Origin of the sequence: Pseudomonas rhodesiae (assembly GCF_013285305.1) — a bacterium.
Taxonomy (GTDB): Bacteria; Pseudomonadota; Gammaproteobacteria; order Pseudomonadales; family Pseudomonadaceae; genus Aquipseudomonas; species Aquipseudomonas rhodesiae.
This window is the reverse complement of record NZ_CP054205.1, coordinates 654,876-668,585: the sequence shown is the minus strand read 5'-3', so window position 1 is coordinate 668,585 and position 13,710 is coordinate 654,876. Positions and strand designations below refer to the sequence as shown.

Here is a 13,710-nt window from a genome sequence, read left to right as displayed (position 1 = left end):
ATGAGCAGCCAAACCCAACGGGTGCTGGTCACCTGGGCCTTCAGCCTGTTGTCGTGGTGGACGTCAGCCAGCGAGGCCGGCGTGATCATCCACGGCACGCGAGTGGTCTACCCGGCCGAACAGCAGGAAGTAGTCGTGCGTCTGGAGAACCGTGGCAACCGCCCGGCGCTGGTGCAAACCTGGCTGGACAGCGGTGATCGACACTCGACGCCGGCCACCGTACACACGCCGATCAGCGTGTCGCCGCCTATCTTCCGCATCGAGCCGGGCCAGCAACAGGCCCTGCGCCTGCGCTATACCGGTGAGCCGCTGACCGAGGCGCGTGAACGGTTGTTCTGGCTGAATGTGCTTGAAGTGCCGCCGCGTGCCGTGGATGCCGCGCAGAACAATCAGATCCAACTGTCGTTCCGTACCCGCCTGCGGGTATTCCTGCGCCCATCGGCTCTGCCCTATCCGGTGGAGCGCGCGGCCTCGAAACTGCAATGGACGCTGGTCCCCCATGAACTTGGGTTTGCCCTGCAAGTCACCAACCCGACGCCGTATCACGTATCGCTCGGCCCGGTGATGTTGCTCAGCGCCGGCAAGCGCTTCAGCAAGGCACCGAGCCAAGCGGCCGACGACAGCCTGCTGCTGCCCGCCGGCGACGTAAAACGCTTTGTGCTGCCGACCCTGCAGCAGCGTCCGCACGGCGCCGCTCAGGTCGAGTTCACCAGCATCAGCGACTTCGGCGCCCGCGTGCGCCATGTGGCGGGCCTCAGCCACACGTCTGGTGGATGACCGCCCATGTCCACTCTTTCGATTCGACACACCCTGGCAGCCCTATGCGCCATGGTCGTCGCGCTATCGGCGCAGGCGAGCGTGGTGATCAGCAGCACACGGATCATCTATCCGCAGCCCCACAAGGAAGTCACCGTCAGGCTTGAAAGCAGGAACCAAGTACCGGTGCTGATCCAGACCTGGCTCGACAACGGCGACGAACATTCGACGCCGGAACTGGCCGACATCCCGTTCGTGGTCACGCCGCCGATCTTTCGCATGGAGCCGGGTAAACAGCAGGTCGTACGCGTGGCTTACACCGGCGAAGGGTTGCCGCCAGCGCAGGAGAGCCTGTTTTGGTTCAACGTGCTGGAGGTGTCGGCGCAGGCGCGAGGCGTCCAGCCCAGTAACCAGCTGCAACTGGCGTTTCGCACACGGATCAAGCTGATCCTGCGTCCCCCGGGCCTGCCCCACGGCGCCGAGGCCGCGCCCGCCAAGTTGCAGTGGCGCCGCGTGTCGAGCGCCTACGGCGAGGCGGTGGAAGTGTTCAACCCGACCCCTTACCTGGTGACCTTCGAGCGCGTCGAGGTGCAAGTCGCCGGACAACGCCATGGGCGCCAAGCCGCTGCCTCCGGGGCCGGCAATATGGTGATGCCCGGCGCTCGCACCCGCTTCGATCTGCCCGACCTCAAAGCGCCGCCTGGAGCTACGGCCAGCGTGGAATTCCAGACGCTGGACGATTTCGGGGTGAAGGTCCTCCACAACGCCAAGGTCGCCCCATGACCCTCCCTATGCCGGGAGCCGAGCAACACCTGTTTTTGGAAACGCTTAACAATGAGTGCGATCACGCCCACCGGCGTCCGCAGCGCGCCCCTGGCACGCCGTGGTTTGAGTCTGACAATGCGTAGCCTGCTGCTGGTGAGCAGCGCCGAGGCGATGGACGCCCACGGCGCCGAGTATGTGGAGTTCAACCCGGCTTTCTTTGCCGATGGCGCGGCAGGCTTGCAGGTCGATATCGCGAAGTTCAGCCAGGGTAACGTCGTGTTGCCAGGCACCTACCGTTCAGAGGTGTACCTCAACGGTCAGTGGCTCGGTCGCGAGAGCGTCACGTTTATCGCCGTCCAGGGTCAGCCGTCGGCACAGCTGTGTCTGGAACGTGAGGCGTTGCAACGCTTCGGTATCGAGGTCGACAGCGCCGACCAACAAACACCCGGCCCGCGCAAACCGTTTGACCGTTGCGCCGATATCGCCAGCTATCTACCCGGCGCCAGCAGCCAGTTCGATATCGGCGAAACGCGCCTGGACCTGCAGATCCCCCAGGTTTACCTGACGCGCCAGGCGCGTGGCTATGTCGACCCCAGGCACTGGGAAAGTGGCGTGGACGCAGCGTTCGTGCGCTACAACGCCAACACCTTTACCACCCGTACCAACGGCCGCTCGCTGGACTCCCACTACGTGGGCCTGAACACCGGGCTCAACCTGGGCGATTGGCATTGGCGACATAACGGCAGCTACAGCCACAGCCTCGGCGCCGCTGGCTATCAGAGCAACGCCACCTATGTGCAGCGCGAACTGAGTCGGTGGCGATCACAATTGATGGCCGGCGAAATCCATACCCCCGGCGAACTTTTCGACAGCATTCGCCTGCGCGGCATCAGCCTGTTCAGCGATGACCGGATGCTGCCGGACTCCATGACCGGCTTCGCGCCGGTGGTGCGCGGTGTCGCCGAAACCAATGCCCGTGTCAGCGTGCGTCAACGTGGTGTGTTGCTCAGCGAAGTGTCGGTAGCGCCCGGCCCCTTTGTGCTCGACGATTTTTTCCCGACCGGTTACGGCGGCGACCTGAGTGTGACGATCACCGAGGCTGACGGTCGCCAGCGCGCGTTTATCGTGCCGTTCGCCGCCAATGCTCACTTGCTGCGACCGGGCTACCGGCGCTACACGCTAAGTATCGGCCAGTTGGATGAGCTGGGGCTGCGCCATCCGCCCAAGTTGATGCAGGCCACTTACCAACAGGGTCTGAGCAATCTGCTGACCGGCTACACCGGGGCGATGCTGGGCGAGGACTACCGCGCCCAATTGGCAGGCGCGGCATTCAACACGCCATTGGGCGCATTGTCCGTGGACCTGACACACTCAAGCGCCGACATCCCCAGGCACGGCTCGCGCAGCGGGCACAGCGTGCAACTGCGCTACAGCAAGAATTTCGCCGACAGCGGCACCCACTTCACCCTCGGCGCTTACCGTTACTCCACCTCCGGTTTTCTGACGGCGGGCGATGCCGCGCAACTGCGTGACCATGCCCTGGACGGACGCGACCTGGACAACGTGTCACGCCTGCGCGACAGGATGGATATCAGCCTTAATCAAAGCCTGAGCCACGGCTCGGTGTATGTGACCGGTTCTTCGCAACACTACTGGAACCGTTCAGGGGGCAACCTGACCTTCAGTGCCGGCTACAGCGGCCACTGGAAAAACCTCCACTACACCCTCAGCGTTCAGCGCGGCCGTGATGTGCTGAGTGGTGAGGTCGATCAACAACTGGATTTGACCCTGAGCCTGCCGCTGGGCAGCGGCACGCATACGCCTACTCTGACCAGTACGGCCTACCGTGGAGACCACAACAGCGGCGAGCGGATCAGCCTGGGCGGTAGTTGGGGCGAGCACAATCAACTGAGCTACGGCCTGAGCACCAGCCGCACCCAGGGCAGCGGCAACACCCAGAGTGCCGATATGAAATACCAGGCCGATTATGGCTTGTTGTCCGCCAGCTATGGCCACAGCGAGGCGTACCGCTCGACGTCGCTGGGCATGACCGGCGGCCTGGTTGCGCACGCCGACGGCCTGATCTTCGCCCCGGAGCTGGGCGACACCCTGGGGATCGTCCAGGCACCCGACGCCCAGGGCGCGAGGATCAATGGCAACCACGCCGCCCACGTCGGCAAGGACGGCCAGGCCGTGGTGAGCCACCTCACGCCCTATCGACAGAACGTGGTCGAGCTGGACCCCAAGGACTTGTCCGTGGATGTCGAACTCAAGACCGCAGCGCGCAACGTCGCGCCCCGCGCCGGCTCGGTGGTGAAGCTGCAATTCGAGACGGTCAGCGGCCAAGCCTTGTTGATCACCACACAGCGCGAGGACGGCAGCCCATTGCCGTTTGGTTCGGATGTATTCGATGAAGACGGCGCCAGTGTCGGGATCGTCGGCCAAGGTGGAAAGGCGTTTGTTCGGGTCTCACGGGCGCGGGGCAAATTGACCGTCAAGTGGGGTTCAACCGCCACTGCCACTTGCTGGTTTACCTACAACGCCGCCATCGCGGCCACGGCGCAGAACAAGCAGCGCTTGCGGCATCTGAACGCTGACCTGTGCCAACTCGGTGCCGACCTCGCCGCGCAGCCACCGCCAGCGGCCGAGCGCGATGCAAGCGGCTGAACGGCACGTTCACGCGCCCCTTGATACCCGGCTTCTGATGATGAGGTTGCCCATGACGCACACTGCTAGATATTTTTTGCTCCTGCTGATAGTCGGGGCGCCGGTCACGGTGCTTGCTGAGTGTCGGCTATATCCCAACTCCGAGCACGGCCTGTCCCTGCCGGATACCATCACCGTTCCCACCAGCCTTCCCGTGGGCAGCCTGATTATCCGGCAGGCTTTCAACGGCATCGCGCCCAGCTTTGAACTCAACTGCCGCACTTCGACCCCCAGGCAGATTATCGGGCGCTTCACCGACTCGGCGATGGTGCCGGGCGCAGGCGTCACGGCGTATCACACCGGTGTGCCAGGGGTTGGCATACGCGTGCTGGTGCGTAATCACAGGGGACTGGTTTACCCCCATCAACTGCACACCTCGCCCCCGTTCAGTCAGAGCAATGCGTTGCCGCTGTACAGCAATGTCAGCGCGGAGGCGTTGTTCTTCAAAACCGGCCCCGTCACCAGCGGCACGCTGACCAGTGGAAGCCTGGTTGAAGATCGTTGGGACGGCGGCAAAGGCCGCTTTCACTTGCTGCTCAATACATCGGTGCGTTTTGTCGCCCCTACGCCCACCTGCAACCTGGACGCCGGTGACGTCAACCGCACGATCCTGTTCGAGCCGGTGCAAGTCCGTGCATTCGACACCCAGACTGTCGTTGGCGGACGGGACTTCGAGCTGACCGCGCAATGCAGCGATGCCATGAACGTCACGTTCCGATTTTCCGGGGCACCGGCACCGGGCAATGATCGGATCTTCGCCAACACGGGCAGCGCCGCAGGCGTTGCGCTCTGGCTGTACTCACGCCTCGGCGGCGGCGTGCAGAACATACTCGCCAACGGCACCGAAGACACACGCACGCTGGCGGTCTCGGGCAACCGCGCCGTCCTGCCGCTCGGTAGCGCTTATCACAAGAACGGCACGGTCACTCAAGGCACCTTCATCAGCACCGTGACCGTCCACATCACCTATGACTGACCGATTGAGGATCACGCGATGAACACCCGCGCGCCGGCAGTTTGGCTGGCAATCACTGTGGGCGTGGCCAGCCATGGGGTTCAGGCCGCCACCACGGGGACTTTGACTTTTGTCGGCCAGATCAACGCCGGCACCTGCAACCTGGCGGCCGGCGATGAGAACCGCACCATTACCTTGCCTACCATCAAGGTCTCGGACTTCGATACGGCAGCCAGTACGGGCGCGTTTGATTTCGAGATTTCCGCCGACTGCGAGTCGGATATCAACACTGTGGTTTTTCTGTTCTCCGGCACCCCTTCAACGGGTAACGCCCAACTGTTTTCCAATACCGGGACCTCGGGGGGAACAGCCCTGCAGCTCATACATCGCGGCTCCCCCGCGTATACCATCCCCGCCAACGGCACCGTGGACCAGCGCAGCCGTAGCATCGCAACTGCCGGCAATAAAGCAGTGATGCCGCTGACGGCGGCGTACCACAAAACCGGGGAACCCCTCACCCACGGCAGTCTGGCCAGCGCCGTTACCGTTTCGATCACTTACAACTGATGGCGCTGGCGTTGTTGCCGGTAAAAATCAGCGGGTACAAAAAAACCCGACCTTCGCAGGCCGGGTATTTTTGGATGTCCCGGAAAAATCAGGACTGACTGGAAGACGTCGGGGTAGCCGGCGTTGCAGTCGGGGTAGCGGCAGCCGGCGTCGGCGCGGAGACCGAGTTGGCTGTAGAGGGGGTTGATGCGGGAGCTGCCGGTTTGGTTGCCGCTGCCGGTTTGGCGGCCGTAGGTTTTTTGGCGGCGGCGGGCTTCTTCGCTGCGGCGGGCTTGGCAGCAGGTTTGGCGGCGGGCTTGGCCGCTGCGGTTTTCGCCGCAGGCTTGGCGGCCGGTTTCGCCGCAGCCTTAGCTGCTGGTTTGGCTGCAGGCTTGGCGGCGGCTTTGGTCGCAGGCTTGGCAGCCGCTTTGGCAGCGACCGGTTTAGCGGCGGCTTTTGCAGCCGGCTTGGCTGCTGCGGTTTTGGCCGCAGGCTTGGCCGCCGCTTTCGCCGCCGCCTTGGCCGCGGTTTTCGCTGCAGGTTTGGCGGCGGCTTTCACCAATGGCTTGGCGGCAGTTTTTGCGGCCGGTTTAGCCGCTGCGGTTTTGGCCGCAGGTTTGGCGGCGGCGGTTTTCACGGGTGCCACTTTAGCGCCGGTGAGTTTTTCGATTTGCTTGGTCAGCGTGTCGACCTTGCTGTGCAACGTCTTCAGCTCCGCTTTGCTGGGTACGCCCAAGCGCGAAATGGCACTGTTGAGGCGCTTGTCGAAGGTCTCTTCCAACTTGCCCCAGGTGTCGGAAATGCTTGCCTTGGCCGAACCTGCACTGGCCTTGGCCGCATCGACTTTCTTGCCAACGGTGGTCTTGGTCAACTTCTCGGCTTTTTCGCCGTCTTTAACCAAGGTCTCGAAGTACTTGCCGCCATCACTGCTGACCTTCGAGTACACGCCTAAACCAGCAAGCCAGATCTTACGGGAGTATTTTTCAACTTCCCCGATCCACGAGCTGCCTTCTTTCTGAGTATTCTTTTTAACAGCCATCCCGTTGTCTCCTTAATGTTTACGCGCGACACGTTCGAGCAATGCCGTCAGCTCTTCGAGCTTAGCAGAGAGTGTCTCCACGTCATGTTTAGACGCAATGCCGATTCGATTCAAGGCACTTGCAACGCGAGTATCAAAAGCTTTTTCAACTTTATCCAGCTGAACTTCTACCCGACCTTTGACCGCAGTGACATTACTCTTTACTTGGTCAATCTGACTGTTGGCGGCATCAAGTTGTTCAACGGCAACTTTTTTGCCTTTACTTTCAATATGTTGACCGCTCTTAACCAGCTCTTTGAAATACTCGCTGCCCTCACTGCCGACCTTCGCATAGGCCCCCAGGCCCGCCAGCCAGATCTTGCGCGCGTAGGATTTAACATCGCTCAGGGCGCGGGTTTGAGTGTCGATTTTTTTCTTCAGGATAACGTTGGCCATGGTGCACCTCACACAAAATAGGGGGGAGGAACGGCCCGCAGGAGTTGTGGGCTTGGGCACAAAGTAGGAGGAAAAATTAGAATCGGCACCCTAACCCTAAGTAGTCAGGCCAAGGCTTTGTCCAAGGCTTTTTCGATTTCGGACTTGAGGGTGCCGCTCATGGCCGACATCAGCAGGCCCAGTTCCACATCGATACGCAGCGAATCGTCAGCCACAAGTACGGTGCCTTTAACCCCGGAACGCTTGAGGTTCAAGGTATCGCCAGACCACGACGATTCCAGGCCATATTGTTCCTTGAGTTTGTTCGCCAACTTGTCGGCCTTTGCCCGTGCGCCTTCTTTACCCAGGGAATGTGCACGCTCAACGGTGATACGGGCCATTGCGATGATTCCTCTTGCAGAGACTTGAAAAATAGAGACTTGCACATCGTGAATGCGGCAAAACGTCTCGGCGCCCCTCTATCTTACCTGCAGCCTTGCCAAGACAAAGCAAGCCTTGGGGATTATCATGTGCCGCATTCTCTTTTGGTGACAGCGATATGACTGATCAGCGCAAAGGCAGCGATGCCGAACCCACCACTCACTTCGGCTTCAAGAACGTCCCGGAAAGCCAGAAAGCGGAAAAAGTCGCTGAGGTGTTCCACTCCGTAGCCGCCAAGTACGACCTGATGAACGATGTGCTTTCCGGCGGCATGCACCGCTTGTGGAAGCGCTTCACCATCGAATTGTCGGGCGTACGCCCCGGCAATCGCGTGCTGGACATCGCCGGCGGCACGGGCGACCTGGCCGCCAAGTTCTCCAAGCTCGTCGGCCCGACTGGCCAGGTGGTGCTGGCGGACATCAACGGTTCGATGCTCAAGGTCGGCCGTGACCGTCTGCTCGACAAAGGCGTGGCCGGCAATATCGAGTTCGTCCAGGCCGACGCTGAAAAGCTGCCGTTCCCCGACAACCATTTCGACTGCGTGACCATCGCCTTCGGCCTGCGCAACGTGACCCATAAAGAAGACGCGATCCGCTCGATGCTGCGCGTACTCAAACCGGGTGGCCGCCTGTTGGTGCTGGAGTTCTCCAAGCCGACCAACGCGCTGATGTCCAAGGTCTACGACACCTACTCCTTTGCCTTCATGCCGCTGATGGGCAAGCTGATCACCAATGACGCCGAGAGCTACCGCTACCTGGCCGAATCGATCCGCATGCACCCCGACCAGGAAACCCTGAAGTCGATGATGGTGGAAGCCGGTTTTGACCGTGTGACCTACCACAACATGACCTCGGGCATCGTCGCCCTGCACCGTGGCATCAAGCCCTGATGCTGCTGCAAGGTCTTCTCGCCAGCGTCGAGCACGGTCTCAACCGTGTGCTGCGCCTGGACAGCACTGCCCTGGCGCGGCTCGCACACCTGAACGGCAACGTCATCGCCGTCGACTGCCGCAGCCCCGCCTTGCAGCTGTTTATCCTGCCCAGCGATGAAGGCCTGATGCTGGCGACCCAGTGGGCCGCCGACGCCGACTGCACCCTGCGTGCGCCAGCATCGAGCCTGCTGCACCTGGCGCTGAGCCGCAACAAGACCGCCATCCTGCACAGCACCGAAGTTGAGCTGGAAGGCGACAGCGCGGTGCTGATGGACCTGGCCGCCGTGCTGCAGGATCTGGAACTGGACTGGGAATACGAACTCTCGCGCTGGATCGGCCCCGTCGCCACCCAGTTGATCAGCGGTCACGTGCGCAGCCGCACGCGCTGGTACCAGCAGGGATTCGCCAGCCTTAACCAGAACCTCGCCGAATACCTGAGCGAAGAATCGCGCACTCTGGTCGGGCAACGGGAAGCGCAAGCGCGCTTTCGCGAACTCGACAAGGCCAAACTCGACCTGGAACGTCTTGAGGCGCGCTTCGAGCGCCTGAGCCGTTCCCTTGATCCAAGCGATAACGCATGAAGCTGCTCGCCGTCCGCCGTTTGTTCCGTATCCAGCGCGTCGTAATCCGCTACCGTCTCGATGACCTGCTGTTCGCCCTGCCCTTGCCATGGTTCCTGCTGGCGGTGCGCTATGTACTGCCGTGGCGCTGGCTGCCCCGCAAACGGCTGGAGCTCAGCCGTGGTGCGCGCCTGCGCCTGGCATTGCAGGACCTGGGGCCGATCTTCATCAAGTTCGGGCAGATCCTCTCCACCCGCCGCGACCTGCTGCCCGAAGACATCGCCGACGAACTGATGCTGTTGCAGGACCGCGTGCCGCCCTTCGATTCGCAACAGTCGATGGCGCTGATCGAAGAGCAACTGGGCAAAAAGATCAGCGAGGTGTTCAGGCGCTTTGACGTCGAGCCCCTGGCCTCGGCCTCCGTGGCGCAAGTGCACGCCGCGCAACTCAAGACCGGCGAAGAAGTGGTGGTGAAGGTGATTCGCCCGGGCCTCAAGCCGATCATCGGCCAGGACCTGGCATGGCTGTTTATCCTCGCCCGCGCCGCCGAGCGTTTCAGCGCCGATGCACGCTTGCTGCACCCGGTGGACGTGGTCGCCGATTACGAAAAAACTATCTACGACGAACTCGATCTGCTGCGTGAAGCGGCCAATGCCAGCCAATTGCGGCGCAACTTTGAAGGCTCGCAACTGCTGTATGTGCCGCAAGTGTATTGGGACTGGTGCCGCCCTAAAGTGCTGGTGATGGAGCGCATCTATGGCGTGCAGGTCACCGACCTGGCCACCCTGGCCGACCAGCGCACCGACATGAAGATGCTCGCCGAACGCGGCGTGGAGATTTTCTTCACCCAGGTGTTCCGCGACAGTTTCTTCCACGCCGACATGCACCCGGGCAATATCTTCGTCAGCACCGTCAACCCGTGGAGCCCGCAGTACATCGCAATCGACTGCGGCATCGTCGGCAGCCTCACTCCGGAAGACCAGGATTACCTGGCGCGCAACCTGTTCGCCTTCTTCAAGCGCGACTACCGCCGCGTGGCGCAATTGCACATCGATTCGGGCTGGGTGCCGGCGGAGACCAAGCTCAATGAGTTCGAAGCGGCAATCCGTACCGTGTGCGAGCCGATCTTTGAAAAACCCTTAAAAGATATTTCATTTGGCCAGGTACTGATGCGCCTGTTCCAGACCGCGCGGCGCTTCAATATGGAAGTGCAGCCGCAGTTGGTCCTGCTGCAAAAAACCCTGCTCAACATCGAAGGCCTGGGCCGCCAGCTGTACCCGGACCTCGACTTGTGGAACACCGCGCAGCCGTTCCTGGAACGTTGGATGCGCGAGCGCATGAGTCCAAAGACCATGCTGGGCAACCTGCACAGCCAGTTCGAACAGCTGCCGCACCTGGCCAACATGACCCGTGACCTGCTTGAGCGCATGTCCCAACCCCACGCCAAAGACCCCGCGCCACCGTGGCAAAAACGCAAGGACGACTGGTTTCTGCGCCTATTGGGCGCGGCGCATCTGGTGGGTGGCGTGATGCTGGCGATCGGCGGGCCGCTGAACCAATTGGGCCATTGGCCGGCCGGGATCATGGTCGCCGTGGGTGTTTATCTGATTGTGCGGCGATAGCCGATCCAGTTATACACTGTTGCAAATTGCCGGAGCCGAACATGAAAGACTGGCTGGACGAAATCAAATGGGACAGTGACGGCCTTGTGCCAGCCATTGCTCAGGACTACAAGACCGGGCGCGTGCTGATGATGGCCTGGATGAACCGCGAGGCCCTGAGCCTCACCGCCGCTGAGCAGCGCGCCATCTACTGGTCACGTTCGCGTGGCAAACTGTGGCGCAAGGGCGAAGAGTCCGGGCATGTGCAGACCCTGCACGAGCTGCGTCTGGATTGCGATGGGGATGTGATCATCCTGAAAGTCGAGCAGATCGGCGGCATTGCCTGCCACACCGGCCGTCACAGCTGCTTCTATCGCGTGTTCGAGGACGGCGAATGGAAAGTGGTCGAACCGGTGCTCAAAGACCCGCACGCCATTTACTCCGCAGGACACTGAACATGAGCGATACCCTGAACCGTGTGGCCCAGGTGCTGGAGGACCGCAAAGGTGCGGACGCCGACAGCTCCTACGTCGCCAGCCTGTACCACAAGGGCTTGAACAAGATCCTGGAGAAGCTCGGCGAAGAATCGGTCGAGACTATCATTGCCGCCAAGGACGCCCAGATCAGTGGCGACTGCAGCGATGTGATCTACGAGACCGCCGACCTGTGGTTCCACAGCCTGGTCATGCTCGCCCAACTGGGGCAGCATCCGCAGGCCGTGCTGGATGAACTGGACCGTCGCTTCGGCCTGTCCGGGCACGCCGAAAAGGCCTCGCGCCCGTCCGCTTGAATAACGTTGATTAGAGGATTTGCAGCATGGGCATTTTTGACTGGAAACACTGGATCGTCATTCTGGTGGTGGTAGTGCTGGTGTTCGGCACCAAGAAACTGAAAAACCTCGGCACCGACGTGGGCGAGTCGATCAAGGGCTTTCGCAAAGCCATGAACGACGACGAAAAGCCCGCCGATCCTGCGGCCAATCCGGTGCCACCAGCCCAGCCTGTGCACCCCCAGGCCGCCCAGCCGATCACCGAGCGTCGCACCTTCGACGTGCAGGCTGAAAAAGTCGAAGAGCCGACCCGCAAAGACTCGTGAGCACTGACTAATGTTTGGTATCAGCTTCTCTGAACTGCTGCTCGTCGGCCTCGTGGCCCTGTTGGTGCTGGGGCCGGAACGCCTGCCCGGTGCCGCACGCACGGCCGGGCTGTGGATCGGGCGCCTGAAACGCAGTTTCAACGCCATCAAACAGGAAGTTGAACGGGAAATCGGCGCGGACGAGATCCGCCGGCAACTGCACAACGAACACATCCTGTCGTTGGAGCAAGAGGCGCGCAAGATCCTGTCGCCCGTGCAAGAGCCGGCCAAACCGGTGGAGCCGGTGGCTGAACACAGCATTGCACCAGCCCCAGCCGCCGACACCGCTCCAACCCCGCCAGAGCCAGTACCGGCGCCCACCGCGTCGCCCGCTCCCCATGACCCTACATTGCCGCCGCGAGCCCCATGAGCGCTGATAAACCGGAAAACGACCAGCACATGCCGCTGGTCTCGCACCTCACCGAGCTGCGTACCCGCCTGCTGCGTTGCGTAGCGGCGATCTTCATCATCTTTGCCGGGCTGTTCGCCTTTACCCAGCAGATCTACACGTTCGTCTCCACGCCGTTGCGCCAGTACCTGCCGGCCGGCGCGACGATGATCGCCACCGATGTGTCCTCGCCGTTCCTGACGCCGTTGAAGTTGACGATGATGGTCTCGCTGTTCCTGGCGATCCCGGTGATCCTGCATCAGATCTGGGGCTTTATCGCTCCGGGCCTGTACAAGCATGAGAAACGCATCGCGGTGCCGTTGCTGGTGTCGAGCATCCTGCTGTTCTACACAGGCATGGCCTTCGCCTATTTCCTGGTGTTCCCGCTGATCTTCAAATTCTTCGCCGCCGCCACACCTGCCGGCGTGGAGATGATGACCGACATCACCAGCTACCTCGACTTCGTGATGACGCTGTTCTTTGCCTTTGGCGTGGCCTTTGAGATCCCGGTGGCGGTGGTGCTGCTGGTATGGATCGGCGTGGTCAATGTGCAGTACCTGAAGAAGATCCGCCCGTACGTGATCATCGGCTGCTTCGTGGTCGGCATGATCCTGACCCCGCCGGACATCTTCTCCCAGACCCTGCTGGCCGTGCCGATGTGGATGCTGTTCGAGATTGGCATCCTGTTCAGCAGCCTGATCAGCAAGCGCAGCGACCACCCGGATGACCAACCCGCCGACGACGACCAGCCGCCAGCGACCCAACCGTGAACCTGCTGCTGCTGGAAGACGCCGACTTTATCGCGGCCGACCGAGTGATCCTGCGGGATCGACGCCTGGTGCATATGCAGGACGTCCACCGCGCAGCGGTGGGCGACAACCTGCGCGTCGGCCGCATCGGTGGGCTGATGGGCAACGCGCACCTGCTGCGCCTTGAAGCCGCCGAGGCCGAGTTACAGGTCAGCTTCGACCTGCCGCCGCCGGCCAAACTGCCCCTGACCCTGTTGCTGGCCCTGCCACGCCCGAAGATGCTGCGTCGAGTGCTGCAAACCGTGGCGGCCATGGGTGTGCCCAAGGTGGTCTTGGTCAATAGCTACCGCGTAGAGAAAAGTTTCTGGCAGACCCCGTTCCTAGAGCCCGAGGCGATCCGTGAGCAACTGATCCTGGGCCTGGAGCAAGCCCGCGACACGGTGCTGCCCGAGATCATCATCGAAAAGCGCTTCAAGCCGTTCGTCGAGGACCGTCTACCGGCCATGACCGAGGGCACGTTAGGCCTGATCGGCCATCCGGGAAATTACCCAGCCTGCCCGCGCGGCTTGGATGAACCAGTCACCCTGGCGATTGGACCGGAAGGCGGCTGGATCCCCTACGAGGTGGAATTGCTGACCAAGGTCGGCTTGCAACCGGTGCAACTCGGTGCACGTATCCTGCGCGTTGAAACGGCCGTGACGGCTCTACTTGCCCGTCTATTCTGA

17 protein-coding genes are annotated in these 13,710 nt (G+C 61.8%); 14 read left to right on the top strand and 3 right to left on the bottom strand.

Features of this window, described 5'->3' with window-relative positions; genetic code table 11:
* Genes HRH33_RS02885 through HRH33_RS02865 form a run of 5 tightly spaced genes read left to right on the top strand, consistent with a single transcriptional unit; the run spans position 1 to position 5,749 of the window.
* A complete protein-coding gene (locus tag HRH33_RS02885) occupies positions 1-777 on the top strand; it encodes a fimbrial biogenesis chaperone (RefSeq protein ID WP_167416741.1) in 777 nt (258 codons plus the stop codon).
* Between the two features lie 6 nt (positions 778-783).
* Complete coding sequence (locus HRH33_RS02880) at positions 784-1,539, top strand: fimbrial biogenesis chaperone (protein ID WP_167416740.1); 756 nt, start codon at positions 784-786, stop codon at positions 1,537-1,539.
* 51 nt (positions 1,540-1,590) lie between these two features.
* Complete coding sequence (locus HRH33_RS02875) at positions 1,591-4,188, top strand: fimbria/pilus outer membrane usher protein (RefSeq protein WP_167416739.1); 2,598 nt, start codon at positions 1,591-1,593, stop codon at positions 4,186-4,188.
* Between the two features lie 52 nt (positions 4,189-4,240).
* Positions 4,241-5,203, top strand: coding sequence for a fimbrial protein (locus HRH33_RS02870; protein WP_167416738.1), 963 nt, complete (start codon positions 4,241-4,243; stop codon positions 5,201-5,203).
* A gap of 18 nt (positions 5,204-5,221) precedes the next feature.
* Positions 5,222-5,749 carry a fimbrial protein gene (locus tag HRH33_RS02865; RefSeq protein WP_167416737.1) on the top strand — a complete coding sequence of 176 codons (528 nt, stop codon included), beginning with the start codon at positions 5,222-5,224 and terminating at the stop codon, positions 5,747-5,749.
* 88 nt (positions 5,750-5,837) lie between these two features.
* Here HRH33_RS02865 and HRH33_RS02860 read toward each other — a convergent pair whose 3' ends face one another.
* From HRH33_RS02860 to HRH33_RS02850, 3 genes are all read right to left on the bottom strand, one after another.
* The gene (locus tag HRH33_RS02860) at positions 5,838-6,767 is read right to left on the bottom strand and encodes a phasin family protein (protein ID WP_167416736.1); all 930 of its coding nucleotides are present in this window, start codon (positions 6,765-6,767) and stop codon (positions 5,838-5,840) included.
* A 12-nt stretch (positions 6,768-6,779) separates the two neighbouring features.
* Positions 6,780-7,202, bottom strand: coding sequence for a phasin family protein (locus HRH33_RS02855; RefSeq protein WP_034136563.1), 423 nt, complete (start codon positions 7,200-7,202; stop codon positions 6,780-6,782).
* A 104-nt stretch (positions 7,203-7,306) separates the two neighbouring features.
* Positions 7,307-7,582 (bottom strand): polyhydroxyalkanoic acid system family protein, encoded by a 276-nt coding sequence (locus tag HRH33_RS02850; protein WP_094065173.1) that lies wholly within the window; start codon positions 7,580-7,582, stop codon positions 7,307-7,309.
* A gap of 158 nt (positions 7,583-7,740) precedes the next feature.
* Between HRH33_RS02850 and ubiE the strand changes: the two genes are divergently transcribed.
* From ubiE to HRH33_RS02805, 9 genes are read left to right on the top strand one after another with little or no spacing between them, the layout of a single operon-like run.
* The gene (gene ubiE, locus HRH33_RS02845) at positions 7,741-8,511 is read left to right on the top strand and encodes a bifunctional demethylmenaquinone methyltransferase/2-methoxy-6-polyprenyl-1,4-benzoquinol methylase UbiE (protein ID WP_034095486.1); all 771 of its coding nucleotides are present in this window, start codon (positions 7,741-7,743) and stop codon (positions 8,509-8,511) included.
* A complete protein-coding gene (locus HRH33_RS02840; RefSeq protein WP_034095485.1) occupies positions 8,511-9,134 on the top strand; it encodes a ubiquinone biosynthesis accessory factor UbiJ in 624 nt (207 codons plus the stop codon). Before ubiE ends, HRH33_RS02840 begins: the two co-directional genes overlap by 1 nt.
* Positions 9,131-10,735 carry a ubiquinone biosynthesis regulatory protein kinase UbiB gene (gene ubiB / locus HRH33_RS02835; RefSeq protein WP_034095484.1) on the top strand — a complete coding sequence of 535 codons (1,605 nt, stop codon included), beginning with the start codon at positions 9,131-9,133 and terminating at the stop codon, positions 10,733-10,735. The genes HRH33_RS02840 and ubiB overlap by 4 nt, the downstream gene beginning before the upstream one ends.
* Positions 10,736-10,776: 41 nt before the next feature.
* Positions 10,777-11,169 (top strand): phosphoribosyl-AMP cyclohydrolase, encoded by a 393-nt coding sequence (gene hisI, locus HRH33_RS02830; RefSeq protein ID WP_034095483.1) that lies wholly within the window; start codon positions 10,777-10,779, stop codon positions 11,167-11,169.
* Positions 11,170-11,171: 2 nt separating this feature from the next.
* Positions 11,172-11,504: a phosphoribosyl-ATP diphosphatase gene (locus HRH33_RS02825; RefSeq protein WP_003209299.1), complete on the top strand. Its 333-nt coding sequence runs from the start codon at positions 11,172-11,174 to the stop codon at positions 11,502-11,504.
* A 26-nt stretch (positions 11,505-11,530) separates the two neighbouring features.
* Entirely contained in the window at positions 11,531-11,809 is a 279-nt protein-coding gene (locus HRH33_RS02820) for a twin-arginine translocase TatA/TatE family subunit (protein ID WP_017738835.1), read from the top strand.
* A 10-nt stretch (positions 11,810-11,819) separates the two neighbouring features.
* Positions 11,820-12,218: a Sec-independent protein translocase protein TatB gene (tatB, locus tag HRH33_RS02815; protein WP_034111411.1), complete on the top strand. Its 399-nt coding sequence runs from the start codon at positions 11,820-11,822 to the stop codon at positions 12,216-12,218.
* Positions 12,215-13,006 carry a twin-arginine translocase subunit TatC gene (gene tatC / locus HRH33_RS02810; RefSeq protein WP_094065175.1) on the top strand — a complete coding sequence of 264 codons (792 nt, stop codon included), beginning with the start codon at positions 12,215-12,217 and terminating at the stop codon, positions 13,004-13,006. Before tatB ends, tatC begins: the two co-directional genes overlap by 4 nt.
* Complete coding sequence (locus HRH33_RS02805; RefSeq protein ID WP_167416735.1) at positions 13,003-13,710, top strand: 16S rRNA (uracil(1498)-N(3))-methyltransferase; 708 nt, start codon at positions 13,003-13,005, stop codon at positions 13,708-13,710. The genes tatC and HRH33_RS02805 overlap by 4 nt, the downstream gene beginning before the upstream one ends.

Excerpts from the sequence above, each read along its gene's own strand:
- HRH33_RS02885 (WP_167416741.1), top strand. The coding sequence starts at position 1 with ATGAGCAGCCAAACCCAACGGGTGCTGGTCACCTGGGCCTTCAGCCTG.
- HRH33_RS02880 (WP_167416740.1), top strand. The coding sequence starts at position 784 with ATGTCCACTCTTTCGATTCGACACACCCTGGCAGCCCTATGCGCCATG.
- HRH33_RS02875 (WP_167416739.1), top strand. The coding sequence starts at position 1,591 with ATGAGTGCGATCACGCCCACCGGCGTCCGCAGCGCGCCCCTGGCACGC.
- HRH33_RS02870 (WP_167416738.1), top strand. The coding sequence starts at position 4,241 with ATGACGCACACTGCTAGATATTTTTTGCTCCTGCTGATAGTCGGGGCG.
- HRH33_RS02865 (WP_167416737.1), top strand. The coding sequence starts at position 5,222 with ATGAACACCCGCGCGCCGGCAGTTTGGCTGGCAATCACTGTGGGCGTG.
- HRH33_RS02860 (WP_167416736.1), bottom strand. The coding sequence starts at position 6,767 with ATGGCTGTTAAAAAGAATACTCAGAAAGAAGGCAGCTCGTGGATCGGG.
- HRH33_RS02855 (WP_034136563.1), bottom strand. The coding sequence starts at position 7,202 with ATGGCCAACGTTATCCTGAAGAAAAAAATCGACACTCAAACCCGCGCC.
- HRH33_RS02850 (WP_094065173.1), bottom strand. The coding sequence starts at position 7,582 with ATGGCCCGTATCACCGTTGAGCGTGCACATTCCCTGGGTAAAGAAGGC.
- ubiE (WP_034095486.1), top strand. The coding sequence starts at position 7,741 with ATGACTGATCAGCGCAAAGGCAGCGATGCCGAACCCACCACTCACTTC.
- HRH33_RS02840 (WP_034095485.1), top strand. The coding sequence starts at position 8,511 with ATGCTGCTGCAAGGTCTTCTCGCCAGCGTCGAGCACGGTCTCAACCGT.
- ubiB (WP_034095484.1), top strand. The coding sequence starts at position 9,131 with ATGAAGCTGCTCGCCGTCCGCCGTTTGTTCCGTATCCAGCGCGTCGTA.
- hisI (WP_034095483.1), top strand. The coding sequence starts at position 10,777 with ATGAAAGACTGGCTGGACGAAATCAAATGGGACAGTGACGGCCTTGTG.
- HRH33_RS02825 (WP_003209299.1), top strand. The coding sequence starts at position 11,172 with ATGAGCGATACCCTGAACCGTGTGGCCCAGGTGCTGGAGGACCGCAAA.
- HRH33_RS02820 (WP_017738835.1), top strand. The coding sequence starts at position 11,531 with ATGGGCATTTTTGACTGGAAACACTGGATCGTCATTCTGGTGGTGGTA.
- tatB (WP_034111411.1), top strand. The coding sequence starts at position 11,820 with ATGTTTGGTATCAGCTTCTCTGAACTGCTGCTCGTCGGCCTCGTGGCC.
- tatC (WP_094065175.1), top strand. The coding sequence starts at position 12,215 with ATGAGCGCTGATAAACCGGAAAACGACCAGCACATGCCGCTGGTCTCG.